The following is a 26,537-nucleotide window of genomic DNA, read 5'->3' as shown; positions in this document are numbered from 1 at the left end:
TAGACCGACCTACCTAATAATAAAGATTTCTAACAATGATGCAATCTTTTTCCGAGTTATAATTTGAGCAATATTCACTTTGATAAAAATACAATCATGAAAAAAGTTTTAATAATGAGTATGTGCAGTGCACTACTTTTAGCCGGTTGCAATAAAACCTCACAGCAAGATCAAGTTGTATCTAAAGAACAAAAAACTACTAAACAAGAAGCTACCCAAAAACAAGAAAGTAGTTGTATACAAATTATGACTGCAATGAAAAAAATTAATCAAAACAACAAAATAGAAGACTTAAACCAAATTAATGAAAAACTCAAAGCCTGTGTTCCATCATTAAAAAATGAGGAACAACTTAAGCTAATGAATGCTTCAACCGCCATGTATCAACGTTTCCTTAAACAAGACGATAATGAAAAAACAGCGAAAGCTTTTGAGGCATTTGGCTATGCCATTTTAGAAAAAGAACCATTAGATGCTAAAAAAACAATGAAAACCAAGAAAAAGTTATTCGATCAGCTTAGTGCTCGTGATCAATATCTGATTCAACATGAGGGCCAAGCCTATATCGAACTTCTCTATCAAGGTGAAGGCATGTTTACGTATCGACGTCAGCCAAACTATTTAGTTGATGTTTTTGCTAAAGCCCTACCCGCTGACCAAAAAGAGTTCTTAACGCGTATGGCAAAAGACAATAAAGAGATTTTCTATGACGACGGTGCTTTGGCTATCTCATGGAAAGAGCTTACTGAGCGTGCATTATTTTGGGAGAAATTTATTCAAAAATATCCAAAGAGTTATTTTATTAGCGATGCAAAATTATTATTTAATGAGTACCGATACTTTATTTTCTTTGGCTTAGATAATACGCCTGTGTCCGATGAGTTTGCTCCAAACACATGGATTGATAAAGATGCTTTACAACAAATTCAATTTTTATCTACACAAAAACAGTCGAGTTTAGCGAAACCTGCCCAAGAGTTTCTTAAATTTATTGCCACTCCAGTTGAAGAGCGAAATAAGCAGTTTAACCTAGATTTAATGGATGAAAATGGACAGGAAAAATCAAACTATCAGCTTGTGCATGAACAGCTTGAGCAGTTATTAAAACTAGAGTCACCATGGAATACTCAAAGCTACCGTGACTGCCACATGGATGCGGTTTGTATAGATACAAATTGACAATGCCAGCCAACCTAAAACATGTTAGTCTTTAAATCGCTTGACGGAGCGCGAGTAATAGCTCGCTGAGATTGTGTAAATTCCGTGTTATCGCAACACAAGTTTGATCACAAGTACCGTTGAACCTGATCAGGTTAAGACCTGCGTAGGAATCAAGCCATCTAAAAACTTATAGCCCTCAATTTATCCCTTAAAGATAAATCAGCCATCGTTTTTGGTCGTGCTTGATTCGTTGATGTTATTCATAAGGATCATGTGATGAACCAGTTAACGAATCTTTCTTCTGCTGAAATTTCAGCACAACATGAACAAGATGCAAAAGATTTAACCCGCATCTTGCCCGCTTCAAAAAAAGTTTATATTGAAGGCTCTCGCCCTGATATTCAGGTTCCTATGCGGGAAATTTCTTTAACAGATACCCCTACTGGACTTGGCGGTGAACATAATCCACCTGTTATGGTGTATGACACGTCAGGTGTTTATACAGATCCGAATGTTCAAATTGATTTAGATAAAGGTTTACCTTCAGTTCGCCAAAACTGGATTGAAGAACGTAATGATACCGATGTACTTAATGGCTTAACTTCAAAGTTTGGTCAGGAACGTTTAAAAGACATTCGTACCGCTGACATTCGTTTTGCTCACATTCAAAACCCACGCCGCGCTAAAGCAGGTAAAAATGTCACTCAAATGCACTATGCCAAGCAAGGTATTATCACACCTGAAATGGAATATATTGCAATTCGTGAAAATCAACGCCAGCGTGAAGGTGTTGATATGCGCCAACATGCTGGACAGAATTTTGGTGCAAAAAACTTAAAAGAAATTACACCTGAGTTTGTTCGCCAAGAAGTTGCTGAAGGTCGCGCAATTATTCCTGCCAACATTAACCATCCAGAACTTGAACCAATGATTATTGGTCGTAACTTCTTGGTTAAAATTAATGCCAATATTGGTAACTCAGCTCTTGGCTCTTCAATTGATGAAGAAGTTGCGAAAATGACTTGGGCAACCCGTTGGGGTGCCGACACCATTATGGATTTGTCGACAGGTAAGAACATCCATGAAACACGTGAATGGATTATTCGTAACTCACCTGTTCCAATCGGTACCGTGCCAATCTATCAAGCCCTTGAAAAAGTGGATGGTGTTGCAGAAGACCTAACTTGGGAAATCTTCAAAGACACACTGATTGAACAAGCAGAACAAGGTGTTGACTATTTCACGATTCACGCAGGTGTCTTGCTTCGCTATGTGCCGCTTACAGCAAACCGTTTAACAGGTATTGTATCGCGTGGTGGTTCAATCATGGCTCAGTGGTGTCTAGCACACCATGAAGAAAACTTCTTATACACACATTTCGATGAAATCTGTGAAATTATGAAAGCTTATGATGTTTCATTTAGCTTAGGTGATGGCTTACGTCCGGGTTGTATTCAAGATGCCAATGACGAAGCGCAGTTCAGCGAACTTAAAACATTAGGTGAACTGACTCACCGTGCATGGGAACATGATGTTCAAGTCATGATTGAAGGACCAGGCCATGTACCAATGCACATGATTAAAGAGAACATGGACTTGCAGTTAGAAGTATGTAAAGAAGCGCCATTCTATACGCTTGGGCCATTAACAACTGACATCGCACCGGGTTATGACCACATTACTTCTGCAATTGGCGCAGCCATGATTGGTTGGTATGGTACAGCCATGCTTTGCTATGTGACGCCAAAAGAGCATTTGGGCTTACCAAACAAAAAAGATGTTAAAGATGGAATTATTACCTACAAGCTTGCAGCACATGCTGCTGACCTTGCTAAAGGACATCCGGGTGCACAGGTGCGCGATAATGCGTTGTCAAAAGCTCGTTTTGAATTCCGTTGGGATGATCAGTTCAACTTAAGTTTAGACCCTGACACAGCACGTAGTATGCATGATGAAACCTTACCAAAAGAGGCGCATAAATCTGCTCACTTCTGTTCAATGTGTGGCCCGAAATTCTGTTCAATGAAAATCACCCAGAATGTACGTGACTATGCCAACAATCTCACCAATAACGATTCAGAGGTTGAAGAAGGCCTCAAAGCGATGAAAGAGGTTTATCAAGAGCAAGGACAAAAACTGTATCATAAAGTGTAAATATTCAAAAAAAACACTTGCCTAGACATGATTCTCGGTTAGGATGAAATAAATAGATTTCGTCCTGATCGAATCATGAGTATTGTCGAGCGTCCAAGTTATACATCTAAAGATGTCGAAGTAACATCACGTGAATCTCTGTTCCGTGGTTTTATTCAAGTTGAAAAAGTTAGCCTTCGACATCGTCTATTTAATCAGTCTGAATATACTCCTGTATTGCAGCGCGAACTTGTACATCGGCCTGAAGCAGCTGGTGTTCTTCTCTACAATGACCAAAAACAACAGTTTGCACTGATTGAACAGTTTCGTGTGGGTGCTTTAGGTGATTCTCAATCACCATGGCAGCTTGAAGTTATTGCTGGGGTATTAGATGGCAATGAATCACCAGAAAACTGTATTCGACGTGAAAGCCTTGAAGAATCAGGTTGTGAAGTTCAGGATTTAGAACATCTATTTAGTTTTTACCCATCAGCAGGCGCATGTTCCGAGCTATTTCACCTGTATGTTGCCGAAACCAATTTACCCGATGAAGGCGGTATTTTTGGGGTAGATGATGAGGGTGAAAATATTCAGCTACATTTGTTTAGTTATAGTGAAATTCAAACACTACTCGACAGCGGACGTTTAAGAAATGCCCCTGTTATTATGGCATTGCAATGGCTGGCTCAACACAGCAAAACGATAATAAATCCGAAGAGGTAGGACGGTGACTTTTCAAGTCTCAACACTTTCACAAAAAAATCATGTCATCATACAAATTACCGATACACATTTATTGGAGTATCCACAGCTAGAATTTGTCGGGATGAATCCTGAAGAAAGTTTCCATGCCATTATTAAACAGATATTAAAGCAACATCCTGAAGCAGACGCGATTATTCATACTGGAGACCTCGCACAAGCACCGACACCGCTTACCTACAAGCGTTATATAAACTTTATGCAAACCTTGGGGTTACCTTTTTTTCATACGCTAGGTAACCATGACAATGTGGACCACTTTCCTTTGCATAACGAAAATCATCAGGAACCTGTGGTTGTAGGTTTAGGCAACTGGCGCATCATTATGCTCAACAGTGCCGTAAAAGGAAAAATAGATGGTCATTTGTCTTCAGAACAATTAAAAAATCTAGCGAATTTGCTTGAACAATTCGCAGATCATCCAGTTTTGCTGGCTTGTCATCATCATCCATTTGCCATGAAATCAAAATGGATTGATCATCATAAGCTTCAAAACTCAAATGCCCTTCTAGATACGTTAAGCCCGTTTAAAAATGTAAAGGCATTGGTCTGCGGACATGTCCATCAAGACTCTCTTAATATTTGGCAAGGTATCGAGTTTTTCTCCACACCTTCAACAAGTGTGCAATTTAAACCGTTTAGTAAAGATTTTGCGCTCGACCAAAATGCACCGGGTTATCGTTACATTCGTCTGAATAATGATGGCACTTTTGAAACAAAAGTATTTCGACTTGAAAATTTTAAAACCCTTATAAATACTGATATTTCAGGCTATTAACCCTATTTTTTATATGCTTATATAGAATTATGACTGGGGTAAACACGTTTTGAAAATATTTACGGGTCAGAATGACTATCATCTTGCGGGAAAAATCTATATGATGACGACCCGATGGGAAAATCCCATCGATGGTTTTCTATAAAAACACTTGCATATCACCATATTTTTTGCGTATAGATAATACGTGTATGATGAGGAATGCCCTATTATGGCGAATGACAACCACAACCAAGTTTTGGATGAACATACAGAAGTTGTAGTAGAAGGTGATAAAGCTTCTGCAAAACGTGCACGTAAAGTGAAACCTAAAACTTCTGACATAGGCACAACTGCAAGTTTATTTGGTATTGCACCTTATCAACCTAAGAAAAATGAAGAGTACATGTCTGAAGGACAGCTCGAGCATTTCCGACAAATTCTGCAAGCATGGAAAGCTGAATTAATGTCTGAAGTTGATCGTACTTTAAATACGATGCAAGACGAATCAACTGCACTGCCAGATGTAAACGATCGTGCTACCCAAGAAGAAGAATTTGCAATTGAATTACGTACACGCGACCGTGAACGTAAATTAATTCGTAAAATTGAACAATCTATGGAAGCGATTAAAAACGAAGACTACGGTTTCTGTGAAACTTGTGGTATCGAAATCGGTTTACGTCGTTTAGAAGCACGTCCAACTGCAACGTTATGTATTGACTGCAAAACTTTGGCAGAAATTAAAGAGAAGCAAAATAACGGTTAATATGACCGCTGTAGCTACTCAAGAAAAGCCCAGCTTTTCGTACTCAGGTCGGTTTGCACCCTCGCCAACCGGCCCTTTACATTTCGGGTCACTGATTACTGCTGTTGCCAGTTATTGTGATGCCAGAGCTCATCAAGGGCGATGGGTAGTTCGTGTTGAAGACACCGACATTCCACGTATCTATCCCGGTAGTGAAGACCATATACTTGCATCAATTGAAGCTTTTCAGTTCGATCCCGATGCCGAGATTATCTTTCAAAAAGACCGCCTAGACATTTATGAAAGCGTATTAGACCAGCTTAAAAAAGAAGGTCTGGTTTATGCTTGTCAGTGTACCCGTAAAATGCTCGGTTCAAATGCAATCTATGCAGGCACTTGCCGTGATTTACATCTCGACTTTCAAGATCAAGCAATTCGGGTAAAAGTTCAAGATCAGCAAATTTGTTTCGATGACCGCCTACAAGGATACCATTGCTCCAATCTACAATATGACCTTGGAGACTTTGTTCTTAAACGGCGCGATGGCATTATTAACTATCAACTTGCTGTAGTTGTAGATGATTATCTGCAAGGTATTACTCACGTTGTTCGCGGTGCAGACCTCTTAGATAATACCGAACGTCAAATCTGGCTAGGTCAACTGCTCAATTATCCTAAACTCAGCTATATGCATCTTCCTTTAGCTATGAATGACCAAGGGCAAAAACTTTCTAAACAAAACCTTGCCCATGCGCTTGATTTAACCAAGGCACCTCAATTACTACAACAAGCTATACAAGCACTAGGCCAACCAAACGTCGATTTAGACCGCCCCGAAGTCATGCTCAAGCAAGCTGTAGCACAGTGGAATGTAGATTTAATTCCTCATAAACAAGAGCTCAGCGGAACATATTTATAAATAAAAAAGCCCGATTTGATATCGGGCTTTTTATAACAACTAAATGCTTTAGAAATTTGATTCTTCTCTTTCAGGATTCACTTCTTGAGTTGATGCATCAATCTTTAAGATCAAACTAATCATGGCTGCGCACATCATTAAAGACGTACCACCATAACTAATAAATGGCAGAGTTAAACCTTTAGTTGGCATTAAGCCCATGTTCATACCCGCATTTACCAAAATCTGGAGTAAGAAAATAATACTAATGCCATAAGCTAAATAGCCCGCGCGAAGATAATGGTGTTTCAAAGCACGATGACCAATTTTGATACAACAGGCCAACATCAAGAAAGACAAGCCAATGACAATCGAAATACCAAAGAAGCCAAACTCTTCACCTAACACGGCCAACATAAAGTCAGTATGTGCTTCAGGTAAATAAGATAGTTTTTGAACACTATGTCCCAAACCTGTTCCAAACCATTCACCACGACCAAATGCCATGAGTGCATTTGATAACTGATAACCCACACCTAATGGGTCTGCCCATGGGTCAGTAAATGAAATCAAACGTTGAAAACGATAAGGCTCAAATAAGATTAAGAACACAATACCGGTGACAATCGCACCTAGCATAATCAAGAACTGCGTTGGTGGTGCACCAGCTAAAAAGAATACCCCAACCATCATCATGACAATAACGATCGTTGCCCCCAAGTCAGGCTCGGCAATAATCAAACCAACCGTAATTGCCATCACACCACTTAGACGTAGCAAGCCTTTCCAATGCGTACGAACCTCTTTAGCACGGCGTACCACATAGTCTGCTGTAAAGATTGCCATCATAACCTTAGCAACTTCTGTAGGCTGCAAGGTAAAACCACCGATTTTAATCCAACGAGTAGAACCATTGACTTCCGAACCTACCGCCAGAGCAGCAACTAACAGCACCATGGTTAATAACCACAGCGGGAAAGTGTTTTTAAACCATGTATTCAGTGAGATTCGATAAGTCAAATACGCCACTACCCCAGCAACCGCAATAGAAATTGCATGGCGGATGACGTAGTGAAACGGGTTCTCATGCATATATTCGGCATAAGGCATGGAAGCAGATGCAACCATCACCGATCCGATACATAACAAAGCAACGACACAGAAAATCAGAACATTACGTGGTGTCACTTCCGCTGGCCATTTAGGCAATATCCGTTCATACCACTGATTGATTTTCTGGATTGTGGTCTGAGCTAAGCCTGCCATACTACATTCCTAATCATAATATTTCTTTAAACCAACGAATTGACGCAGGCAACAAACTGCTGACCACGGTCATTATAACTTTTAAACATATCAAAACTTGCACACGCTGGTGATAGTAACACCACGTCTTCAGCATGCGTTTCACGTTGACACAGCTCTACAGCTTCTTTAAGCGTTGCTGCATGTAAAATTTTAGTTGCACCTTGAATAGACTGCTCAATGACTGGAGCATCTTCACCAATCAATACCACAACTTTGGCATACTTTTCGATAGAAGAACGTAACGGAGCAAAGTCTTGGCCTTTACCTTGCCCACCCAAAATTAGGGCTACCTTACCTTTCTTCACTTCAATCGCAGCACCTAAACCATCAATTGCTGCAAGTGTAGCGCCAACATTGGTTCCTTTAGAGTCATTGTAATAACGTACATCATGCACGGTTTTTACATACTCACAGCGATGCTCTAAGCCTTTAAAATGTTTTAAAGTTTCAAGCATAGACTCCATAGGTAGGCCAATTGCTTCACCTAATGCTAAACAGGCTAAAGCATTGGCTACGTTATGCATACCTTGAATATATAAGTCTGAGCTTTTAATTAAACGCTGCAAGCCACGAGCAAGCCAAAGTGTCCCGTCAGCATCTCTTAAAACGCCATACTGGTTTAAGTCAGGTGCATTTAGTCCAAAGCTTTGCATAGGGGTTGTATCAGGTACAAGAGGGCGGCTTAAAGCATCATCACGGTTAAATACAACTTTCTTGGTACCTTGGAAAATACGGTGTTTTGCCTTGTGATAACCCAACATGTTTCCGTGACGATCCAAGTGATCTTCACTCATATTAAGGACTACAGCGACCTCAGCATTTAAGTGAGATGTGGTTTCTAACTGGAAGCTTGATAACTCAAGTACCAATAACTCTGGTTGATCTTTTAATAAATCTAGAGCTGGACGACCAAGATTGCCACCAACAGCAACTTTCTTACCTGCATCTTTGGCCATTAAGCCCATTAGAGTAGTAACAGTACTCTTCGCATTAGAGCCTGTAATCGCGACAATCGGCACATCTGTTGCACGGCGAAGTAGCTGAATATCACCTACTACAGAAATACCTTGAGCAATGGCTGCCTGAATTTCTGGTAATTGTGGTGCAAGGCCCGGGCTTAAAATAATTTCTTCTGCTTGTAATAGTAATTCTTGATCAAGCTGACCAAAACTGGTCTTTACTTCTGCAGGAATTTGATCATGGCCGGGAGGTGTGGGACGAGAGTCTGTTACTGCAACTTGGTAGCCTTGTTCATGCAGGAAATTTACAGCAGAAACACCTGATATACCCAAGCCTGCTACAACTTTTAACCCACCACGTTGTATTAACATTTTTGCCCCACAATTTATCAATCGACAGAATGGCAAAAATGTTAGCACTTTGCTGTTTTGAATACTTTTTCAGTTTGACTTTTATTCTACTTTTTTTGTGTCAGTGCGTAAAAAAGCCATCATTCGATGGCTTTTTATACAGAAAAATTAGCGCCACTTCACCGTTTGCACAGGAGCAGACTTTTGTGCAGGGGCATCATCCGTAGAACAGCCACAATTGCCACCACAACCAGCAGCCTGTTTAGGCTTCAGCCATGCCGCCAAACGCTGCCAGCCCAAGCGTTGACACTGGGTTGATAGGGCAAGAAATACTGAAGCGGACGTTTGAGGAAATACCTTTTTAAAGACAACAATGGCACTCCACAACACCAATACAGCAACAATAAGGTAATCAAACATAAGCGCCTCCTATTAACCCCAAATGCGTGATGCAATTTGGTAGGTTAAAAATGACATGAGATAAGCCAAACCAAAGAGATAAGCCGTCATGACTGCCACATGTTTCCATGAACCTGTCTCACGGCGTACCGTTGCCAAGGTTGCTAAACAATGTGGTGCATAAACAAACCACACCAATAAAGACAAGCCTGTAGCCAATGACCAACCTGTGCCGTTTGCACTAATCAAATGGGCAAGCCCTTGTGCAACCGCATTATCGTCAGCACCAGATAACGCATATACCGTACCTAATGCCGCAACTACAACTTCACGAGCAGCCATCGCAGGAATTAATGCCACCACGATTTGCCAGTTAAAACCAAGCGGTGCAAATAAAGGCTGAATAAAGTGCCCTGCCATACCCGCAAAACTATAATCAATTGCTGGTAGCGTTGCGCCTTCTGGCGCTTGAGGGAAAGTACACAAGAACCAAAGAATAATGGTTAATGCAACAATAATCCCACCAACACGACGCAAGAAAATCTTTGCTCGCTCCATCAACCCAATAGCAATACTTTTTGGGTCAGGAAAACGATAGCTTGGCAGTTCCATTAATAAGGCATGTTGTGATTTGTCTTTACGTAAGAACTTCATCACAAAGGCAACACAAAGCGCACTTAAAATACCTGCCATGTATAAACCAAACAGCACCAGACCTTGTAAGTTAAAGATCCCTAAAACAGTTTGACTTGGAATAAATGCACCAATTAACAAGGCATAGACAGGCAAACGTGCCGAACATGTCATAAGAGGTGCAACCATGATCGTGGTAAAACGATCACGCGAATCACTGATACTTCGAGTTGCCATAATGCCGGGAATGGCACATGCAAAACTCGATAATAATGGAATGAAAGAACGGCCACTCAAGCCAGCTTTAAACATTAATTTATCGAGCAAGAACGCTGCACGCGGTAAATAACCTGATTCTTCGAGTACCAAAATAAAGAAGAAGAGAATCAAAATTTGTGGCAAGAATGCCAATACAGTGCCCGCTCCCGCCAGAACACCATCTACGACCAAACTGCGTAGCACAGGTTGATGAATAGCTCCATTTAACCATTCACCTAACCATGGAATGACACCATCTTCGATTAAAGCTTTAAAAGGTTCAGCCCAAGCAAATACTGCCTGAAAGACAATAAACATCATCACTGCCAAGCTGAGTAAACCCAACACAGGATGTAAGAAAATTCGATCTAGAAAATCAGTACGTTTATCATCATGATCAACAAAATGAACCACATCTTTAAAAATCATTTCGATTTTTTGATGATGTCCACCACTTAAACCACTTAGCTCTGTATGCGGTACGGTATATTTTTCTTGGTCAAGCGCATGCAATAAGTTTTCAATGCCTGAGTTACGTACAGCAACCGTTTCAACGACAGGAACACCTAAACGCTCAGACAACTTCTGTGTATTGATTTGAATACCGCGACGACGCGCCTCATCCATCATATTCAATACAACCAGAATTGGGCGTCCTAATTCAATAATTTCAAGCACCAAACCCAAGTGCAGTTTTAAGTTGGTCGCATCGACAATACATAAAAAAGCATCTTGCTGCCCTTCTTCGGCAATTTTACCTTGGCAGACATCGCGAGTGATTTCTTCATCGGGACTAGTTGCCTGCAAACTATAAGTACCCGGCAAATCTAGTACACGAACGGCACGGCCAGAAGGTAACTGAAAGTTACCAACTTTACGCTCTACGGTTACACCCGCATAGTTAGCAACTTTTTGTCTTGTTCCAGTTAGGTGGTTAAACAGCGAAGTTTTACCACAGTTTGGATTCCCAACAAGGGCAATACGTAGCGCATCACTCATGCGGGTACTCCTTCTAACTGAATCTCGATTTTTTCCGCTTCCGCCTTACGTAAAGCGAAGCGAGTAAAGCCAATTTGGATTAAGATCGGATCACCACCAAAAATACCCTTGGTAATCACTTCTATTCGAGTACCTGGCACAAAGCCCAGACTTTCCAAACGAATTGCGACCAAATCTTCTTGCTCGGACGTTTGTGTCATCCGATCTACTTTGGTGATGGTAGCCGCTTGCTTCACTTTCAACGCTGATAAACGCACCGCATCCGATCCTAAAACCTTTTTTTCTAGTATACATATAAATGAGAATAATTACCAAATAAGGTTAAATTTCAATTCTCACCCACTTTAATCGACAAATCTTAAAGTTTCTTTTAAAGTACAGTGGTTTAGAGGATATTGTTTATGATAAGTAAAAAACCGCGTATTCCAAGCCCTGTTCAAATTCCTGAACATTTGAGCTTTTTACAAGGTTTTCGTGACTATTTGGTTGCACAAACAGTGAGTCCACATACTCGTAATGCTTATTTATCTGACCTGATTCAATGTGCTGAACTTCATAAAAAAAATAGCTTGCCGAAATGGTCGAGTGATGACATTTCTGATGTCTTAATTGAACTTACCAAAATAGGAAAAAGCCCACGCTCAATCGCACGCTGCTTATCTGCCCTACGCCAGTTTTACAAATTTTTACGTGAACAAAAATTACGAAGCGATAACCCGGTAGCGACACATCACTCACCCAAAATTGGCCGAGCTTTACCCAAAGATTTATCAGAAGAAGATGTAGAGGCACTTATTCAAGCGCCTGACATTACAACAGCTTTGGGGTTACGTGACCGAGCGATGTTTGAAGTACTTTATGCATGTGGTTTACGCGTTTCTGAGCTAATCAACCTACGCTTGGAGCTAATCAATTTAAAACAAGGCTATTTACGTATTACGGGTAAAGGCAATAAAGAACGTTTGGTACCTTTAGGCCAATATGCTTGTGATTGGGTAGAGCGCTACTTAAGCGATGCACGCCCTCAACTTTACAAAAGCTCGACTGACTATTTATTTTTAACTCAACATGGCGGAATCATGAGCCGTCAGAATTTTTGGTATGCGATTAAACGTTACGCTTTGCAAGCCAATATTCAAGCTGAACTATCGCCTCATACCTTACGCCACGCCTTTGCAACACACCTACTTAATCACGGTGCTGACTTACGCGTAGTACAAATGTTATTGGGTCATAGCGACTTATCTACCACCCAAATCTATACCCATGTGGCACAAGTGAGAATGCAACAATTACATGAAAAACATCATCCTAGAGGTTAAAATTTTTTAAGCGAATGATTTGAAATTCATCAAACAATCGTTTGATTTCGTTCACAAAGGTTAAGAAAGTTTTAACAATACACACTAGATTTTTTGTTATGCTTAGCAGCTTCTGACTATAAATACTGATGAAATAAGGGTTATCTATGTCTTTTACCCGATCTCAACTTTTTCTTGCCTGTGCTTTGGCTTCTAGCTTGCTGTTCAGTGCTTGTTCTAAAGAAAACAAACCACAAAAAGAAGATGCGCTCACAGCGACCGCACCTGCTACTGGGGAAGCGTCAACCATCATTGAACGCAATGCTAAACAGCGTTTAATTGAAACTTTGCAAAAACAATTTAAGAACGCAAATATCAACGCCAAAATTTTAGATATCAAGCCGACAGAAGTTCCTAATTTATATTGGGTAAATCTCGAAGGCATGACATCAATTTATACAACCAGTGATGGCAAATACCTGATTCAGGGTGATGTCATTCGTTTAGGTGGCAAAGAGCTGCATAATATTGGTGATAACCTGCAAGCTTCAGAAAATAAAAAGCATCTTGCTGCTTTAAAAAATGAAGATTTGATTGTTTACCCAGCGAAAGGTGGTAAGGCTAAACATGTGATTTATGTGTTTACCGATGCAAGCTGTCCTTATTGCCACAAATTACATGAGCATTTAGCCGAGATTAATGAAAAAGGCATTGAGGTTCGTTACATTGCTTGGCCACGTGGTGAACAATTTATGCCAACTATGGAAGCCGTTTGGTGTAGTGCAGACCGTAAAGCTGCATTTAACCAAGCTGTACAAGGCGTTAGTATTCCACCTGCACAATGTAAAAACCCTGTCCGCGAACAATATCAACTTGGTTTAAACATGGGCGTGAATGGTACTCCTGCAATCTACAATGTTGATGGCGAGTACTTGGGTGGCTACTTAACACCAGATGAATTGGTTAAAAAATTGAATAAATAATATTCACCAAGCTGATGAATGATTAATCAGCTATCTCTTCAACAAAGCGCTGCTCATATTGCAGCGCTTTGTTTTTTCAATAATTAATACTTTTTCCACCAATGTTTAAAGACTGATCTAATCAGCTTTTCCGAACATCGCACTCTAATTGATTGAACAAGCATGAAAAGCGCTAGAGTCTGGCGTTTTTTTTAGCTATGATCTAGCTTCAACTAAATGATTAAATGATGATATGGAGTGTGACGTGAAACCAGTTCGCCTGGCAATACTCGGTTTAGGAACCGTAGGTGGAGGAGCCCTTAAACTACTACAAGAAAATGCCGCTGAAATTAAACGTCGCACCGGTCGAGAAATTCAAATTACCCACGTTGGAACACGCCGCCCTCGTCCAGATCTTGAATTGGAAGGGATTAAACAAAGCGCGGACTTACTTGACATCGTTCGTCAACCAGACGTTGATGTGGTTGTAGAAGTGATGGGTGGGATCCACCCTGCTTACGAAGTCATTATGGAAGCGATCAAACACGGCAAACAAGTCGTGACTGCAAATAAAGCCTTACTTGCTGAACATGGCAATGAACTATTTAAAGCAGCTGAAGACAATGCCGTGCAAATTGCTTATGAAGCAGCAGTAGCTGGCGGTATTCCAATTATTAAAGTGATTCGTGAAGGCCTTGCTGCAAACCATATTGAATGGCTAGCAGGCATTATTAATGGTACAGGTAACTTTATTCTGACTGAAATGCGCGAGAAAGGTCGTGCATTTGATGATGTATTAAAAGAAGCTCAAGAACTCGGTTATGCAGAAGCAGACCCAACTTTTGACGTTGAAGGTATTGATGCTGCGCACAAGCTTACAATTTTAGCGTCTTGTGCGTTTGGTATTCCTCTTCAGTTCGATAAAGTCTATACCGAAGGTATCAGCAAAATCACTGCGCAAGATGTGAAATATGCCGAAGAACTTGGTTTCCGCATCAAGCATTTAGGTATTGCACGCCGTGCTGAAAAAGGGATTGAGCTACGTGTTCACCCAACACTTATTCCAGATGAGCAGCTTATTGCGAATGTAAACGGTGTTAAAAATGCTGTATTAGTTCAAGCAAATGCAGTAGGTCCAACGCTTTATTACGGCGCTGGTGCTGGTGCTGGCCCAACGGCTTCTGCGGTTGTTGCCGACGTAATTGATATTGTGCGTGACATCTCTTATACCGAAGACGGTGCAGGAACAATTCCTCAGCTGGCTTTTGAAGCATTAACAAATGTGCCAATTTTAAGCCGCGAAGAAATGACTACAGGTTATTACATCCGCTTAAATGCTGAAGATCAGACTGGTGTACTTGCAGATGTAACGACCATCTTAAGCCGTGCTGGAATCAGCATTGATGCCATCATGCAACAATCCCGCTTAAAAGACCTTATTCCAATCGTGATTTTGACCGATCCAATCGTTGAATCAAAAATGGATGACGCTCTTGCGCAAATTCAAGCATTACCTGCTATTCGTGGCGAAATCGTAAGAATTCGTTTAGAATCGCTCGATAGTTAATCAGGTTGAGGGAAAGATTCCCTCTCCCGCTTCACCTCTAATTGGAACACCATCATGTCTAATGCCAATCGTTATACTGGTCTTGTAGATCGTTATCGTGACCGTTTGCCAGTTTCGGCAACTACTCGTGCTATCTCTTTGGGTGAGGGCAACACCCCACTCATTAAACTTGAGAATATTCCACGTATTATTGGCAAAGATGTTGAAATTTATGTGAAATATGAGGGTTTAAACCCGACTGGTTCATTTAAAGACCGTGGTATGACCATGGCTGTAACCAAAGCGGTTGAAGAAGGCTCTAAAGCGATTATCTGTGCATCTACTGGTAACACTTCTGCTGCTGCTGCTGCATACGCTGCTCGCGCTGGTATCAAAGCATTTGTTTTGATTCCGGAAGGCAAAATTGCGATGGGTAAAATGGCGCAAGCGATGATGTATGGTGCGATCACTATGCAAATTCGTGGTAACTTCGATGATGGTATGCGTCTTGTAAAAGAAGTGGCTGATCAAGCACCTGTAACGATTGTAAACTCAATCAACCCTTACCGTTTGCAAGGTCAAAAAACCATTGCTTATGAAATCGTTGAAGCTTTAGGTCGCGCTCCTGACTATCACTGCTTGCCAGTAGGTAACGCAGGTAACATCACAGCTCACTGGATGGGTTATACAGAAGCTGTAGCAAACCAACCTGCTGATCAGTTCGAACAAGTTGTTTACGATGCTGCGACTGATCAATTCACTGGCCCTAAACCAGAAGGCTTACCAACAATGGTAGGTTACCAAGCTTCTGGCGCAGCTCCATTCTTACGTGGTGCTCCTGTTGAAAGCCCTGAAACTGTTGCAACTGCAATTCGTATTGGTAACCCGCAAAGCTGGAACCATGCAAAAGCTGTAGTACGTGACTCTAAAGGCTGGTTTGATGAACTTCAAGACAGCGAGATTTTAGAAGCTCAACGCTTACTTTCTATGTATGAAGGTGTATTTGTTGAGCCAGCGTCTGCTGCTTCTATCGGCGGCGCAATCCGTGACATTAAAGCAGGTAAAATTGCTGAAGGTTCTGTCATCGTATGCACAGTAACTGGTAATGGCTTGAAAGATCCTGATACTGCAATTAAACAATGTGCTGATGCAGTGATGTTGTCAATTGATGCAACGATGGACCAAGTAAAAGATTCGATTTTATCTAATATGTAAGATCTGAGTTTTTATAAGAAACGGCTGTTTAATACAGCCGTTTTTTTATGCTTTTTTAAAAGCCATAAAAAAACGCTTCTTAAAAGAAGCGTTTTTTAAATATTTAAATTAAATACGTTTTGGCAAATTACTCAACCAACCCAATAAGTTAGTTGCATCGTTATTACGTGCCTGTGTACTTGGCTCACCAAGCAATACAATTACTGCCGGACGTGAGTTTACAGTGGTATGCATCACGACACAGCGACCGGCTTCATTGATATAACCAGTTTTAGACAAGTTGATATTCCAGCCACCATTACGCACTAGCGCATTAGTATTGTTAGATTTCAACACGCGATAACCCAAGTTAAAATCATAAGTCGGTGTAGTTGAGAATTGACGGATTAAACCATACTGAGATGCTGTACTCGCCAAAATTCCTAAATCACGTGCAGAAGAAACATTGCGTGGGTCTAAACCAGTTGATTCATAATAATGAGTTGCACTCATACCCAAAGAACGTGCTTTAGCATTCATCGCTGCTACGAATGCAGGACGACCACCCGGATAAGTACGCGCTAAAGCTGCTGCCGCTGGGTTTTCAGATTTCATTAGAGCAAACAGAAGAACTTCTGCACGGTTCATCTTGTCGCCAACACGTAAGGTTGAGCTTGAGTTTTTACCATTTGCACCAGCAAAATCAATTTGCTCAAGTGTAATTTCTTCTGACATGTTTAAACGCGCATCTGCCGTTACAACTGCTGTCATTAATTTGGTAATAGACGCAATCGGTACCGATGCATTGGTATTTTTACTATAAAGAACCTCACCTGTTTGCGCATCCATGACAAGTGCAGCACGTGCACTTACACTCGGCTGGGCATTAAAACCCCCAGTATCGCGAATTGGAGCAACTCTAGGTGTAGAGCTAATAACTTTCGGTGCATTACTGCCACGCAAAGTTGTAGTTACAGATGTTGAACCTTGCGGAGTTGGTTCATCATCTTCATCATTTAAAAGTTGACTGGCATCCGCTGCCGACCAATTTAAACTTGCAGTACCAGTACTCCCTGAGGACGGGTTATTGACGAGTTCTGCAAAGCTTGTTGAACTCAAACTAAGCAAAATAGACATGCTTAGCACATGCATTAAAGACTTTTTAGAATTTTTCACGGCACAATACTCGACTCAGGGTGACACACATTTGCGCTTACTATCATTATGCCTTACATTTGAGATATAAGGTATAAAGGTTTACCGACACAATTGTGCACAACTATTCGCTCACTATAGAAGAATAGGATTGCTAATTTTGTCATTCCATTGCAAGCTTATTTTGCTTTATGTAACAAAAAACTTGTTTTTTGAAAGAAAGGAGGTCTTCTTGATTACAGTTTTAGTTGTCGATGACCATGAACTGGTACGTACGGGTATTTGCCGTATGTTAGAAGATCATGCAGATGTTGAGGTAATTGGACAAGCCGAATCTGGGGAAGAAGCAATTGCTATCGTTCGCCAACAACATCCGCAAGTCGTACTACTTGATGTCAACATGCCGGGCATCGGTGGCGTAGAAACAACGCGTCGTTTATTACAAACAGCTCCAGAGACTAAAGTCATTGCTGTGAGCGGCCTTGCCGAAGAACCCTACCCGTCTTTATTGCTAAAAGCCGGTGCAAAAGGTTATATCACTAAGGGTGCACCAATTGCCGAGATGGTTCGTGCAATTAATAAAGTGATGCAAGGTGGTAAATATTTTAGTGCTGATATTGCCGAACAACTAGCAAGCTCATATTTATCCGACACCCAACAATCCCCTTTTGATTCGTTATCAGAACGTGAAATGCAAGTTGCCATGATGGTTGTCAACTGTATTAGCGCACAAGAAATTGCCGATAAACTTTTTGTGAGCGTGAAAACTGTAAATACTTACCGTTATCGTATTTTTGAAAAGTTAGCAATTGATAGCGATGTAAAACTTACACATCTTGCGATTCGCTACGGTCTGATTAAACCATAATCAGACTTACATGCACTCTCCTTTAAATTCATCCCTGTCCCATACGATTTTTCGTTTGGGCACTTGGTATGGTTTATACCGTCTTATTATTGCGGTTAGCCTGACTATTATTTTGGTTTCAACCAATGCTCAAACTGACAATAGTTTGCAGCAACCATCTTTATATTTTTACACCCTACTAGGCTACTCAATTGTCAGCCTTGTTCAATTGTTAGGCTTTAAATTTATCGCAGCTCAGGCAACACGCCAGCTTGCTTTATTTTTTATTGTCGATGTTATTTGTTTGAGTCTACTGACTTTTTCTGTTGGTGAACCAAATTTACAACTTAGTCTACTTTATGTAATTGCAATCTTTACCTCGGCAATTTTGCTCAGCGCAAGAATGTCTTTAATCATTACCTTGCTTGCGATCATTGCAGTTATTTACCAACGCTTCGTGGGTAGTTTGTTCGACTACAACAATCTAAACACGATCGGGAATAGTGCCTTACTCGCTTTCTTATTTTTTGTCGTTCATGGGATTGGTCAAATTGCGGTTCAGCGCTTTAAATTACTTGAAGCTTTGACCTTTCACCAGTCAGTTGAACTTTATCAACTTCAAAATATTAACCGTTATATTTTAGAACAAATTGAAGAAGGCTATTTAGTCTTAGATGAAGACTACAACATTGTGCTCAGCAATCCAGCTGCTTGCTCACTACTCGGTATTCCACCCCAATTTGCCAACGAAAAATATCCTTTAGCCAAGTGGCATACCGACTTATATGAGATTCTTAAGTTTGGTGACTTACAAGAAGGTGACCGACTTATTTTTGAGTCTCGCCTATCGACTTATTCCATTAATATTAAAGTGCAGCACCTTTTGGTCCCACAACAAGCACTGACACTGCTCATTTTACAAGATGCCCAGCAAATTAATCAGCAAGCACAACAGCTCAAACTTGCTGCTTTAGGACAACTTTCAGCAAGTATTGCACATGAAATCCGCAACCCTTTGGCTGCAATTGTACAAGCAAATGAGCTACTTAAAGATAGCGACCCAGAACAACAAAATACTTTGCGACATATGATTGGTAAACAAGCCAAACGTATTGACAGTATTGTTCAAGATACTTTGGGGCTTGCACGTAGTGAAAGAACTCATCCTATTCAGATTGACTTAAATCATTTTATAACAAGTTTATTCGAAGAAGATTTATCAGACGTTAAGCACTCTATCCGACTCGAAATATCTGATAATTATCTAAAATTTTTATTTGACGAAAAACAATTGCGACAAGTTATGATTAATTTGGTGCGAAATGCTTTACGGCATAATGCACCTGATTCACCTGATGTCACGATCAATATTCATTCACAAACAAATAAAATTTATATTGATGTGATCGATTACGGCGAAGGTGTCTCAAAACGTGATATATCTCAACTATTTAAACCATTTTTTAGTACCGAAATTAATGGAACTGGTTTAGGATTATACTTGTCTCATAGTTTCTGTGAGGCAAACCATGCAAAGCTCACTTATGTAGAGCAAAAACAAGGGGCATGCTTCAGAATAGAGTGCCCAATAATATATTGATTTTTTTATTAGGTTTTTGGGGAAATGGCAGAACAGCAACCACTGGTTTTGCTTGTAGACGATGAAGAAGATTTGTGCCTTTTAATGCAAATGACACTTGCACGAATGGGGATTAAAACACATCTTGCTTATCGGGTTGAACAGGCCAAACAACTCTTCACTCAGTTTCATTACGACGCATGCTTAACCGATTTAAATCTACCTGATGGTAGCGGGTTAGACTTAGTCAAACATGTCTCTCAAAACTACCCCAATACCCCAATTGCAGTTTTAACTGCATACGGCAATATGGATATTGCAATTGCTGCATTAAAAGCAGGTGCTTTTGATTTTGTGAATAAACCTATTAACCAAGTCCATTTAGATCAGTTATTGCAAAAGGCGCTCAATCGGCAACAAACAGATCAAGACTTTGCAGAAACAGCGCTAGAAAATAAATTATTAATCGGCCGTTCTCTACCCATTCAACAATTACGCATTGCAATTAAAAAAATTGCTCGCTCTCAAGCACCTGTATTTGTTACGGGTGAGTCAGGAACAGGTAAAGAAGTAGTTGCCAACCTAGTTCATCGGTTAAGTAACCGTAGTGAAGGTCCTTTTATTGCAATTAACTGCGGTGCCATTCCAACTGAACTCATGGAAAGTGAGCTGTTTGGACATAAAAAAGGCAGTTTTACTGGGGCAACTCAAGATAAACAGGGTCTGATTTTATCGGCTCACGGCGGTAGTTTATTTTTAGATGAAATTGCCGAATTACCACTCAGTATGCAAGTCAAACTACTGCGTGCGGTACAGGAAAAAAAGATCCGTCCTCTCGGTTCCGATCAGGAAATTGATGTTGATTTCCGTGTCATTAGTGCGAGTCATCAAGACTTGGATTTATTGGTTAGACAAGGCAAATTCCGTCAGGATTTGTTTTTCCGTATCCATGTTATGGATTTGATGTTACCACCGCTACGAGAACGTGGCGAAGATGTCCTTTTACTTGCAAATCACTTTATTCAGAAAATTTGTATGGAGTGGGAAACACCACCCAAACAATTAAGCGATGCAGCCGAGACTTATCTCTTACAGCAACACTTTCCTGGCAATGTTCGTGAATTAAGAAACATGATTGAGCGAGCAATCACCCTAAGTGACGATGCTCAAATTGATGTACCACACTTACATCCAGCACCATTAAGAGCAAATATCTCTAGCTCAGTACCATTGGTGTCTCAGACTATACAAAATAACGTGACAACGCCTCAAGTTGTAAAAAAATTGCCAACTGAAGGATTGGAGCGTTATTTAGAGAACATTGAAAAAGATATTCTGCTCAATGCACTCAATATGACCCATTGGAACAGAACTTTAGCAGCAAAAAAACTAGGAATGACGTTTCGTTCTTTACGTTATCGTTTGAAAAAATTTGGCTTAGACACCGAGACTGAACAGGAAGTATAAAGCTTACTTCCTTTTTAGAAGTAAATCGGCAACACGCTCCAAATAAACATCTTCTTTCATTTCTGGCGGTAAGGGATAAGTCTGATTAGGTTGAATACCTTGCCCTTCAATCATATTACCATTTGGTGTGTAGTAATGTGAGACCGTCATTTGCAAGGCTGCCCCACTAGGCAGAGGGAAAAGCTTTTGTACAACGCCTTTTCCATAACTTTTTTCGCCAATGACCCAAGCCCGCTGATGCTCTTTCATTGCCGCAGTAAAAACTTCTGCTGCTGATGCGGATCGATGATTAATTAAAATACCGACCTTTATATTTTGAAAATCATTGCCCGGTAAAGCCTGAAATTGCTGATTACCTTCTGAACGACTTTTTGTAGAAACAATAATGCCATGATTTAAAAATAAATCGGCTGACTCAACAGCAGCAGATAGCAACCCGCCTGGGTTATTTCGTAAATCAATTAATACTGCTTTTAAACGCGAAGAACTATTTTCTTCAATCAAACGCTTAATTTCATTAGCAGTATCTTGCTGGAACACTCTAATTTTTAGTACCAATACCTGATTGTGTAACATGACAGGTTCGATGTCAGTTTCAATCTTTTTATTACGAACTAAACTGATTGGAGTATTTGACTCCTCGGTCTGTACTTGAAGTGTTGATCCTATTGAACCATACAGCAAACCAGATATTTGATCTTGCGTCAGATTCTTAAGTTCTTGATTATCAATTTTTAGAATTGTCTGGCCATTTCTTAAGCCAAGTTTATATGAATCTGAACCTGTCTTAAGGTCGCGAATCATCCATTTATGAATATGTGCTTCTGGACTTAATGCAAAATCAACCGAGGCTAGATCACCTTCGGTATATTGAATGAGTTGACGGTATTCTTCAGGAGACAAATAGCGTGAATAACGATCTAAACCGCTGACTAATCCTTTAATTGCTTGTAAAAATAAAGCATCGTCCGACTTTTCATCGACATAGTTATCCCGAACAATTCCATAAATTTGTACAAACTGCTGAATCGACTCAATAGGAACTTCTGCATAACTTTCTTCTGATTCTGCCGGATCAGCATGCTGCGGCGATAGTTTTTCTTTTACAACAGGAGCAGCAATAGCAAGGTAGCTGCAACACATCAATACACTACCCAAAAAAGCTTTATATATTTTGTGTTGCAGCATTTAGTCACCTATCGCTTATGCAGATAATGTAATCAGATTACGACCTTGCATTTCAGCAGGAACTGGAATCTGCATTAGATTAAGGATGGTCGGTGCAACATCTGCAAGTACACCACCTTCTGCAATTGTCGCTTGAGTTGGACCAACATAAATAAATGGTACAAGCTCTGTTGTATGTTGAGTATGAACCTGACCACTTTCATAGTCCTGCATTTGCTCGACATTACCATGGTCAGCAGTAATCAGCATGTGGCCTTTTTTCGCCATCACAGCTTCGTATACACGACCTAAACATGTATCAACTGCTTCAACAGCTTTAACCGCAGCATCAAATACGCCTGTATGACCTACCATATCACCATTGGCAAAGTTCACAACCAATAAATCATACTCACCTGAGTTAATTGCCTTAACGAGCTCATCAGTTACTTCATAAGCACTCATTTCCGGCTTTAGGTCATATGTTGCAACATTTGGTGATGGAATGAGAATACGCTTCTCACCTGGATATTCATCTTCACGTCCACCACTAAAGAAGAACGTTACATGAGCATATTTTTCAGTTTCAGCAATACGTAATTGCGTTTTGCCAAGAGAAGATAAATATTCACCAAGTGAGTTTTTCAACTCTTCAGGCATATATGCCACAGGCGCATCAATGCTGGCCTGATAACGCGTCAACATGACAAATTTAGAAAGGTTCGGCACAACTTTACGCTCAAAACCAGCGAAGTCTTTTTCAACAAACGCACGAGTAATTTCACGAGCACGGTCAGCACGGAAGTTCATGAAAACAACGCTATCGCCATCTTGAACTTTAGCCACATCACCAATACGAGTTGCTTTTACAAACTCGTCATTTTCATTTGCAGCATAAGCAAGCTCTAAACCTTCTACTGCCGTTTGTGCAGTACGAAGTGCTTCACCTTCAGTCAATAAACGGTAAGCCTGTTCTACACGGTCCCAACGGTTGTCACGGTCCATTGCAAAATAGCGACCAATCATAGTTGCTATACGACCTTGATCTGGATATTGAGCAAACAAAGCATCTAATTTTTCTAATGAAGGTTGAGCACTACGTGGAGGAGTATCACGACCATCAAGGAATGCATGAAGATAAACTTTTGCACCACGTTTTAATGCAAGCTCACACATCGCCACAATATGATCTTCGTGTGAATGAACACCACCTTCTGAGAGCAAACCCATAATATGAACTGCGCCACCAGCAGCTTTAGCTTTTTCAACAGCGTCAATTAGCACTTCATGTTTAAAAAAATCACCAGTACGAATGTCTTTAGTAATACGGGTAAAATCTTGATACAACACACGGCCAGCACCAAGGTTCATATGGCCAACTTCAGAGTTACCCATTTGTCCATCAGGCAAACCTACATCTTCACCAGAACCAGAAATGAGACTATTTGGATGCTTTGCTTTCATTGCAGTTAAATTCGGGGTTTTTGCTGCAAGAAAAGCATTATCTTCAATCGCTTCACGGTGTCCAACACCATCCATAATGACCAGAACGTGAGGGATCTTGCCAGCAGTTGCATCCGTCATAATCAATTTCTCTTTTGTCTACAATTTCATCGCAATATCTTACCGAATTTTCGGTGAAGACTCTAATTTTTCCTATAGCTTTCACCAATGCCTATCATTGAGAAAGCCATTCATATTCTTTTGAATTAACGGGCGCGGTAAAGTAAATAACTACCTGCACCGAATAGCAAAGCAATAGGTATAAGCACAAACCAAGCAGGTGAAGGTGCGTATACCAAACTTGCGTAACCCAAGAAATCTTGTAAGTAATAGAAACCCAAACCAATAAAGAGTGCGATCACCAATCTGAAACCCATTGACTGTTGACGTAGTGGCCCAAAAATAAAAGAACAAGCGACTAACACCAAGGTAATGAGAGAAAATGGAGAGGCAACTTTTTGCCAAAAAGCTAATTGGTAAGTTTTAGGGACTTGGCTATATTCATCCATATAACGCATGAAGCTAACCAACTGACTTGGAGATAAGTCTTCAGGATCTAAAGTCACCATGTGTACGTATTTAGGTTGTAAAGCCAATCCTAAAGACTGCTGTTCATGATTATTTTGTATTGAATTACCATCTGTAAGAATGTCGGTCTGGCTAGCTTTCTGTAAAGACCATTGACCATCTTTGATAAACTTACCTTGTTCTGCATTAATTAGAGATTGCAAACGGTAATCTTTGTCAAAGTCTACAACTTGAATGTCTCTTAAATTTCCTTGCGAGTTTGCATAGTCAATATAGATAAAACGCTGCCCTTCTCGTGACCAATAACCTTTCACCTCACCTAAAGCTGCTGCTGAACGGTGACTTTTGACACTTTGTGCTTGCTCATTTGTATAGGGAACAACCCACTCACTGAGTGCAAAAGATAAAATAATAAGCAGCAAAGCTGAGCGCATCACCCAACCTACAATACGCCACAAGCTAATACCAACTGAGCGCATCACAATCAGCTCGCTGTTGGATGCTAAAGCTCCTAATCCAATCACAGCCCCAATTAAGGCCGAAATAGGTAAAATCTCATATAGATAGCGAGGGGCACCCCATAACACATAGATGAAAGCTTGCCATGCATTATAGTCAGGCTTTAACTCACCCAATTCACCCAAATAAGTAAACAAGACCTGCAAAACAGATAAAACAATGGTGGTACCAAACATTGCAAGCGCAGTGGTTTTCGTCACATATTTGGCGACTATTCGACGTGCTAACATTATAATTTCACCCGCTTGATCTGTTTCTTGATTTTCGGCCCTAATTTCTGTTTACGTGAAAATAAGGCAGCTGCAATTGCATAAACCAATAAAGCTGCTGGATAAGCCCAAATGTCCAGCTCTCCTCTACTGATACGAGTCTTAATTGCAATCATAAGTACAATCAGACTCGCGAAAATAAAAATAGATGGAATAAGACGATAATAACGGCCCTGTCGTGGATTTACCTCAGACAATACAACTGACATCATGAGAGCAACAATGATGGTAAACGGACCAAATAAACGCCAACCCAACTCACTTCTAATGACAGGATCATTACTTTTATCCAATAGTTTAGAAGTTGGAAGTGCTCCTACATCACTACTTTCAAACTTAACATCCTTATCATTTTCTAAGCGCAGACGATAAGACTGGAACTCTGCTTGCGTATATTTCGGTTGTCCCGGATATATTTCATAACGGCGACCTTGAACCAGATCGACAACATTGGCTGTATCATTAGCCATCTCAACACGTGTTGCCTCTTTTGCCAAAATCATGACATCTGGCTTATCTTCTTTAGTAGCGCGTTGATAAAAGAAAATATCCTTGAGGTTTTTACGGTCTTCCGACAGTGAGCCTGCATAAATCGTATAAGGCCCTGAAGAAATAAACTCTCTTGGCCGAACCAAATCAAAACCAGTCCGTACAGCTTGAGTTGTCGTTAGTTTTTCAAATTCACGCAGTCCCCACGGCGTCATCCACAACATGAGCACAGACTGACAAACCATGTAAACCAGTGTCATTGGAATGAGTAAGCGTGCTAATTGATGACGACTTACTCCACTACCATTGAGTACGGCCATTTCATGGTCAACATATAAGCGACCAAACACCAACATTAAGCCAATAAAAAAACCTAGTGGTAAAATAAGGGTAAGGAATTCGGGTAAACGATATCCTACGATGCTAAATAAAATACTAGCATCTAAACGCCCCTGCGCCGCCACACCAAAGTATTTGATCAGACGACCCCCCATCATGATTAAGGTCAATAATGCAATGACCACCAATGAGGTAGAGACAACTTGCTTGACGAGATAACGCCGAATAATCAAATTAATACTTCCAAAAGGCTAAACGGGACGAACGCTAGTTTACCCGAATGTTAAAAATATAAAACCGCACATT

The 26,537-nt window shown here is 40.5% G+C and carries 23 protein-coding genes and 1 riboswitch; of the genes, 13 read left to right on the top strand and 10 right to left on the bottom strand.

Features of this window, described 5'->3' with window-relative positions:
* The first annotated feature begins 96 nt into the window (after positions 1 to 96).
* From AC056_RS17160 to gluQRS, 6 genes are all read left to right on the top strand, one after another.
* Positions 97 to 1,179: a hypothetical protein gene (locus AC056_RS17160; protein ID WP_139344674.1), complete on the top strand. Its 1,083-nt coding sequence runs from the start codon at positions 97 to 99 to the stop codon at positions 1,177 to 1,179.
* A 34-nt stretch (positions 1,180 to 1,213) separates the two neighbouring features.
* Positions 1,214 to 1,348: riboswitch (TPP riboswitch) on the top strand.
* Between the two features lie 89 nt (positions 1,349 to 1,437).
* A complete protein-coding gene (thiC, locus tag AC056_RS17155) occupies positions 1,438 to 3,315 on the top strand; it encodes a phosphomethylpyrimidine synthase ThiC (protein ID WP_077164316.1) in 1,878 nt (625 codons plus the stop codon).
* A gap of 75 nt (positions 3,316 to 3,390) precedes the next feature.
* Entirely contained in the window at positions 3,391 to 4,017 is a 627-nt protein-coding gene (locus AC056_RS17150) for an NUDIX domain-containing protein (protein ID WP_025465070.1), read from the top strand.
* 4 nt (positions 4,018 to 4,021) lie between these two features.
* Positions 4,022 to 4,834: a 3',5'-cyclic-AMP phosphodiesterase gene (gene cpdA / locus AC056_RS17145; RefSeq protein ID WP_019457015.1), complete on the top strand. Its 813-nt coding sequence runs from the start codon at positions 4,022 to 4,024 to the stop codon at positions 4,832 to 4,834.
* A 211-nt stretch (positions 4,835 to 5,045) separates the two neighbouring features.
* Positions 5,046 to 5,582 (top strand): RNA polymerase-binding protein DksA, encoded by a 537-nt coding sequence (dksA, locus tag AC056_RS17140; protein WP_002121205.1) that lies wholly within the window; start codon positions 5,046 to 5,048, stop codon positions 5,580 to 5,582.
* Between the two features lies 1 nt (position 5,583).
* A complete protein-coding gene (gene gluQRS / locus AC056_RS17135; protein WP_077164315.1) occupies positions 5,584 to 6,480 on the top strand; it encodes a tRNA glutamyl-Q(34) synthetase GluQRS in 897 nt (298 codons plus the stop codon).
* Positions 6,481 to 6,528: 48 nt separating this feature from the next.
* Here gluQRS and ftsW read toward each other — a convergent pair whose 3' ends face one another.
* The 5 genes from ftsW to AC056_RS17110 all read right to left on the bottom strand — a co-directional run bounded on the left by ftsW (position 6,529) and on the right by AC056_RS17110 (position 11,623).
* Complete coding sequence (ftsW, locus tag AC056_RS17130; RefSeq protein WP_039254220.1) at positions 6,529 to 7,725, bottom strand: putative lipid II flippase FtsW; 1,197 nt, start codon at positions 7,723 to 7,725, stop codon at positions 6,529 to 6,531.
* Positions 7,726 to 7,751: 26 nt separating this feature from the next.
* On the bottom strand, positions 7,752 to 9,098 hold the full coding sequence (gene murD, locus AC056_RS17125) for a UDP-N-acetylmuramoyl-L-alanine--D-glutamate ligase (RefSeq protein ID WP_004699236.1): 1,347 nt from the start codon (positions 9,096 to 9,098) through the stop codon (positions 7,752 to 7,754).
* A gap of 147 nt (positions 9,099 to 9,245) precedes the next feature.
* A complete protein-coding gene (locus AC056_RS17120; RefSeq protein WP_049066797.1) occupies positions 9,246 to 9,497 on the bottom strand; it encodes a DUF6587 family protein in 252 nt (83 codons plus the stop codon).
* A gap of 12 nt (positions 9,498 to 9,509) precedes the next feature.
* Complete coding sequence (gene feoB, locus AC056_RS17115) at positions 9,510 to 11,366, bottom strand: ferrous iron transporter B (RefSeq protein WP_019457011.1); 1,857 nt, start codon at positions 11,364 to 11,366, stop codon at positions 9,510 to 9,512.
* Positions 11,363 to 11,623, bottom strand: coding sequence for a FeoA family protein (locus AC056_RS17110; protein ID WP_039254224.1), 261 nt, complete (start codon positions 11,621 to 11,623; stop codon positions 11,363 to 11,365). The genes feoB and AC056_RS17110 overlap by 4 nt, the downstream gene beginning before the upstream one ends.
* Positions 11,624 to 11,767: 144 nt before the next feature.
* Here AC056_RS17110 and xerD point away from each other — a divergent pair, with 144 nt between their 5' ends.
* From xerD to thrC, 4 genes are all read left to right on the top strand, one after another.
* Positions 11,768 to 12,688: a site-specific tyrosine recombinase XerD gene (gene xerD / locus AC056_RS17105; RefSeq protein ID WP_039254226.1), complete on the top strand. Its 921-nt coding sequence runs from the start codon at positions 11,768 to 11,770 to the stop codon at positions 12,686 to 12,688.
* 146 nt (positions 12,689 to 12,834) lie between these two features.
* Positions 12,835 to 13,650: a DsbC family protein gene (locus tag AC056_RS17100; protein ID WP_077164314.1), complete on the top strand. Its 816-nt coding sequence runs from the start codon at positions 12,835 to 12,837 to the stop codon at positions 13,648 to 13,650.
* 244 nt (positions 13,651 to 13,894) lie between these two features.
* The gene (locus AC056_RS17095) at positions 13,895 to 15,196 is read left to right on the top strand and encodes a homoserine dehydrogenase (RefSeq protein ID WP_025465069.1); all 1,302 of its coding nucleotides are present in this window, start codon (positions 13,895 to 13,897) and stop codon (positions 15,194 to 15,196) included.
* A gap of 54 nt (positions 15,197 to 15,250) precedes the next feature.
* Entirely contained in the window at positions 15,251 to 16,390 is a 1,140-nt protein-coding gene (gene thrC / locus AC056_RS17090; protein WP_019457006.1) for a threonine synthase, read from the top strand.
* A gap of 108 nt (positions 16,391 to 16,498) precedes the next feature.
* Here thrC and pbpG read toward each other — a convergent pair whose 3' ends face one another.
* Positions 16,499 to 17,545, bottom strand: coding sequence for a D-alanyl-D-alanine endopeptidase PBP7/8 (pbpG, locus tag AC056_RS17085; RefSeq protein ID WP_134263468.1), 1,047 nt, complete (start codon positions 17,543 to 17,545; stop codon positions 16,499 to 16,501).
* A gap of 211 nt (positions 17,546 to 17,756) precedes the next feature.
* On the opposite strand from pbpG, the gene AC056_RS17080 reads away from it, so the two are divergent.
* The 3 genes from AC056_RS17080 to AC056_RS17070 are packed head-to-tail and all read left to right on the top strand — an operon-like array spanning position 17,757 to position 21,417.
* Positions 17,757 to 18,392, top strand: a complete 636-nt coding sequence (locus AC056_RS17080; RefSeq protein WP_019457005.1) for a response regulator — start codon at positions 17,757 to 17,759, stop codon at positions 18,390 to 18,392.
* A 10-nt stretch (positions 18,393 to 18,402) separates the two neighbouring features.
* On the top strand, positions 18,403 to 19,971 hold the full coding sequence (locus tag AC056_RS17075; RefSeq protein WP_213033510.1) for a sensor histidine kinase: 1,569 nt from the start codon (positions 18,403 to 18,405) through the stop codon (positions 19,969 to 19,971).
* A gap of 24 nt (positions 19,972 to 19,995) precedes the next feature.
* Positions 19,996 to 21,417 carry a sigma-54-dependent transcriptional regulator gene (locus AC056_RS17070; RefSeq protein ID WP_004699259.1) on the top strand — a complete coding sequence of 474 codons (1,422 nt, stop codon included), beginning with the start codon at positions 19,996 to 19,998 and terminating at the stop codon, positions 21,415 to 21,417.
* A gap of 3 nt (positions 21,418 to 21,420) precedes the next feature.
* On the opposite strand, the gene AC056_RS17065 is transcribed toward AC056_RS17070, so the two are convergent.
* From AC056_RS17065 to lptF, 4 genes are all read right to left on the bottom strand, one after another.
* Positions 21,421 to 22,605, bottom strand: a complete 1,185-nt coding sequence (locus tag AC056_RS17065; RefSeq protein WP_039254236.1) for a S41 family peptidase — start codon at positions 22,603 to 22,605, stop codon at positions 21,421 to 21,423.
* 15 nt (positions 22,606 to 22,620) lie between these two features.
* A complete protein-coding gene (gene gpmI / locus AC056_RS17060) occupies positions 22,621 to 24,168 on the bottom strand; it encodes a 2,3-bisphosphoglycerate-independent phosphoglycerate mutase (protein WP_077164313.1) in 1,548 nt (515 codons plus the stop codon).
* A gap of 125 nt (positions 24,169 to 24,293) precedes the next feature.
* Positions 24,294 to 25,364 (bottom strand): LPS export ABC transporter permease LptG, encoded by a 1,071-nt coding sequence (gene lptG, locus AC056_RS17055; RefSeq protein WP_019457001.1) that lies wholly within the window; start codon positions 25,362 to 25,364, stop codon positions 24,294 to 24,296.
* The gene (gene lptF, locus AC056_RS17050; RefSeq protein ID WP_077164312.1) at positions 25,364 to 26,464 is read right to left on the bottom strand and encodes an LPS export ABC transporter permease LptF; all 1,101 of its coding nucleotides are present in this window, start codon (positions 26,462 to 26,464) and stop codon (positions 25,364 to 25,366) included. The genes lptG and lptF overlap by 1 nt, the downstream gene beginning before the upstream one ends.
* Positions 26,465 to 26,537: the final 73 nt, after the last annotated feature.

This window comes from Acinetobacter genomosp. 33YU (assembly GCF_001990725.1).
Taxonomy (GTDB): Bacteria; Pseudomonadota; Gammaproteobacteria; order Pseudomonadales; family Moraxellaceae; genus Acinetobacter; species Acinetobacter seifertii.
The sequence above is the reverse complement of the archived record's forward strand: the minus strand, read 5'-3'. Positions and strand labels throughout refer to the sequence as shown.